The sequence below is a fragment of the Catalinimonas alkaloidigena genome (assembly GCF_900100765.1).
Taxonomy (GTDB): domain Bacteria; phylum Bacteroidota; class Bacteroidia; order Cytophagales; family Flexibacteraceae; genus Mooreia; species Mooreia alkaloidigena.
Map to the genome: position 1 here is coordinate 1 of NZ_FNFO01000031.1, position 3,455 is coordinate 3,455.

The following is a 3,455-nucleotide window of genomic DNA, read 5'->3' on the forward strand; positions in this document are numbered from 1 at the left end:
AAATTATAGGTCAGGCTGAGAGACGTCCGCCCGTCAGACCGCAATTCGATCATGTCCTCGCTGTTGAAGCGCTGCCAGACCGGCGTTTTGTACCCGACGCCCAGCGTGAAGCGCCGTACGTACGTTTCCAGCCCCACGCTGAACAAACAGGCTTTCCCTCCGGTATTGGCTTGAAGAAATCCCTCGTCGGTGTGACGGCGGGCGGCTTCGTAATAGAGGCCCGCGTTGGGCAGCAGCGAAATTTCGGTGCCTTTCCAGGTGTGCCAGTAGAATACCTGGGCCGAAGCATTCCCCTGGTTGCCGAATCGGTATTGCTGCGGGTTTGCGGTGTTGAATTTGTAGCTGGCGTCCAGGTTCAATCCCACCCGCCCGTACCGCACGGTATAGACTGCTGAAGCCAGTCCGTCGACGCTGCCGGTGCCACGCTGAAAATTCGGGTTGAGCAACAGACCTTTGTCTTCCTGCCGGAAATGGCCCGTCGGTACTTTGACGCCCGCCCCCACCATCAGCACGTGGCGCCAGGTTGTTGCGGCGCTGTCGGGAGTTTTCAGCACGGTGTAGTTCACCACCGCCGACGCGTCGCCCAGCCCGGCGGTGGTCACGTTTTGTTCGGTGCCTGCCATGTGGTTGACCGCATAGGGCACAAACGCAAACACCTGCCACCGCCGGGTCAGGTACACCCGGCCCCACAGCTCCAGTTGGTTGTAGGTATCGTGCGAGAATTCCCGTGCTTCGCCCGGGTGGTTCATTTCGGCATAGAACCGGCTCTGTCGCCAGCGGAGACCCACAAAGTTGGTATTGAACTGCGGCAAAATGCCGTAGCTGTTGCCCCCCAGGGCGCAGCCGCATACCTCACAGGCCGAGGCCGGCAGACTGACGAGCAGCCACAACAGCCCAACGCAGTAAAGAGATTTATTTTTCATAACGTCGATAGTCAAAACCGTGATAAAATGAGCCGCTCGTTCCTAAAACGGGTCGGCAAAGCGCGCATCGTGCGTGAACGTGCGGTCGGTAAATGTGTGCAGAAAAGCTAGCAGTTGCTGCCGCTCTTCCGCGGTCAGTGCCGTGCCTCCGGCGTGCAAAAGAGGATCGAGCGTCGGTGAAGCCCGGATGCCCCTTCCGTAGTGGTCCAGCACGTCGTCCAGCGTCGAAAACCGGCCGTCGTGCATGTAGGGTGCCGTCAGAGCCACATTCCGCAGGCTCGGCACGTGGAATTTCCCCCGGTCTTCGGGTAGCTCGGTGATGCGCGCCCGCCCCGGATCGCCCGCAAAATCGGTGTCCAGGCCGTTGTTCCGGAACGCATCGTCGGTAAACAGCGGCGGCGGATGGCAGCTGCCGCAGGCTTGCAGAAACAAGCGTTGTCCGGCCGCTTCCGTAGTCGTAAGCAGAGCTTCGCCCCGCATCGCCCGGTCGTACGGGGCATCGGCCGAGACCAGCATCACCATAAACTGGCTCAGCGCGTGCAGCACCTGCCGGGAGTCGAGCGAATCGGTCCCGAACGCGCGCCGAAAACGCGCTACATAGTCCGCATGGCGGCGGAGCTTCTGCACCACCCGTCCCATGGCCTCGTCCATCTCCACTTCGTTTTCGATCGGATTGACCGAAATAAAATCGACGTGCCCCACGCCCCCGTCCCAGAAAAAATGTTCCCGAAACGCCAGATTCTGGATGGCCGGCGCATTGCGGGTGCCCCGGCGGTCGTCCACGCCAACGCTCAGGCGGTGGATCGGATCGGTAAACGCTTTGGCCTGCAAATGGCACGAGGCGCACGACACCGTGCTGTCGCGCGACAAAATGGGGTCGTAGAACAGCATCCTGCCCAGTTGAAATCCCGCTTCGGTCACGGGGTTGCGTGCGAAGGTGTAGGTAACCGGCGGGAAATGTGCGGGCGCTACGAACCGGGTGCCCTGGGGTTCAGGGACTTCGGTCCCGCCGCGGCAACCTGCCAGCACCACTGCTCCTATCACGAACCAGCTTCTCATCAGCTTCAGCAAAGCGGCCGGGCAGCGTGCTGCCGCCCGGCCGGCTTCCGTTAGTTGTGGATGTGATTGACCGAAAACGCGTCGACGTAGTTGTCTGCAATGTCCGCGCAGGACGCCGGACTGTGGCGGTGCGGATTGACGGAAAAATCGACCGTGGTCGGCGTCTTGAAAAACTCCAGCACATCGACATAGAGATGCGCTTCGGGCCGTACGTTCTCCCGCACGGTGGCCGGGTTGCCGTTGAACGAAAGGGTGATTTCTTTCAGATTATCGACCAGGTTGGGGTTGCTGGTGTCGGTTTTGTAACCGCCCACGTGGTACCCGATTTCTCCGTCGTCTTCCGGCGAAGCGGCCGAAGCGCCCTCCATCATCAGAAAGACGTACCCCATGTTCCAACTCCAGAACATGTTGTTGGCTACGTCCAGCGCGCCGGTCTGCGCCCCCTGGTCCACGCGGTTGGCATCCACGCCGAGCGTAAACGTCAGCTCCGTATAATCGCCCACCGGCACGTCCGTCAGGGTCACCATCCGGGAGTCGGACTTCGCTTCGTCGATCAGATAATACCCCTCCGCGCCGTCGGCGCTTATGGCATCTTCAAACACCTGCCCGTCGGCGGTTTTCAGCCGGATGTTGCTGATGTAGTACTTGAGCGTGGACACGTTGAACGACTGGCCCAGCGCGTTCTGGTAAGGTTGGTCGGTCGTGTGGAGCGTAAGGTTGTCGGTCCCCACCCGGTTGTCGAATTCGAGGATCAACTGGCCGGTGGCTTCGGTCGGGTCATCGTGTTTTTTATCACAGGCGGTAAATACACCCGCAAAAAGCAAAAGGGTAGCGCAACAAAGAATCGTTTTCATATTGTTAAAAATGAAAGAGAAAGGTGTGAGAAAGGCGGTGCAGGTGCTTACGCGGGATGCGCGCCGGCACACTACACCCGTTGAATCAGGAAAGGACACACGTACCAGAATGGCCCGCCACAGGCAGGTTGGCCGCGCTTATAGACGCAGGCGCAAACAGCCCATGCGGTTGCTGCGGCTCGGCACGTGACAGGAAAGAAAAAGAAGCGCTATCCTTTCGGGGGATGGAATACAGAGGCCGGTGTGGCCGGGATCAGGGCGAATCGGTAGAAGGCACAGTGGGTCAGCTCCGAAGGCGCAGCCGCGAACTGGAGCGAAATCAGGCTCACCCACCCGATGGGGTAATCTTCGAACTTGACGCGAGGGGCGTGCTGCTGGTCCTGCTGCTGTTGCTTTTCGATTTGCTTCTGAAGGTAGCAGTGCCCGTTACAACCCAGAGCGGGTTGGTCGCGGTTGATGCAGAGAAACGCTTTGATATAGTCCTGCCGGGCATAGTAGTCGATGTACGGCGCAACCGGACGGAGCATCGCCACGATGTAGAAAAAGAGCAGGGATATGGTGAAGAGTTGCTTCATCGGAAGAGACTTCCCGGAGCCGCAAATATAGAGCAGCCCCGGGC

The 3,455-nt window shown here is 59.7% G+C and carries 4 protein-coding genes; all 4 read right to left on the minus strand.

The genetic code is table 11. The features are described 5' to 3' along the window. Nucleotides 1-923: hypothetical protein (locus tag BLR44_RS28380; RefSeq protein ID WP_143017538.1), on the minus strand; the 923-nt coding region annotated here is incomplete at its 3' end. A 42-nt stretch (nt 924-965) separates the two neighbouring features. Continuing rightward, nucleotides 966-1,982, minus strand: coding sequence for a cytochrome-c peroxidase (locus BLR44_RS28385; protein ID WP_089688884.1), 1,017 nt, complete (start codon nt 1,980-1,982; stop codon nt 966-968). 50 nt (nt 1,983-2,032) lie between these two features. Then, nucleotides 2,033-2,836: an MbnP family protein gene (locus BLR44_RS28390; RefSeq protein WP_143017539.1), complete on the minus strand. Its 804-nt coding sequence runs from the start codon at nt 2,834-2,836 to the stop codon at nt 2,033-2,035. Nucleotides 2,837-3,045: 209 nt separating this feature from the next. Beyond that, nucleotides 3,046-3,455 (minus strand): hypothetical protein (locus tag BLR44_RS28395; RefSeq protein ID WP_218127218.1); only part of this gene is annotated, 410 nt, incomplete at its 5' end.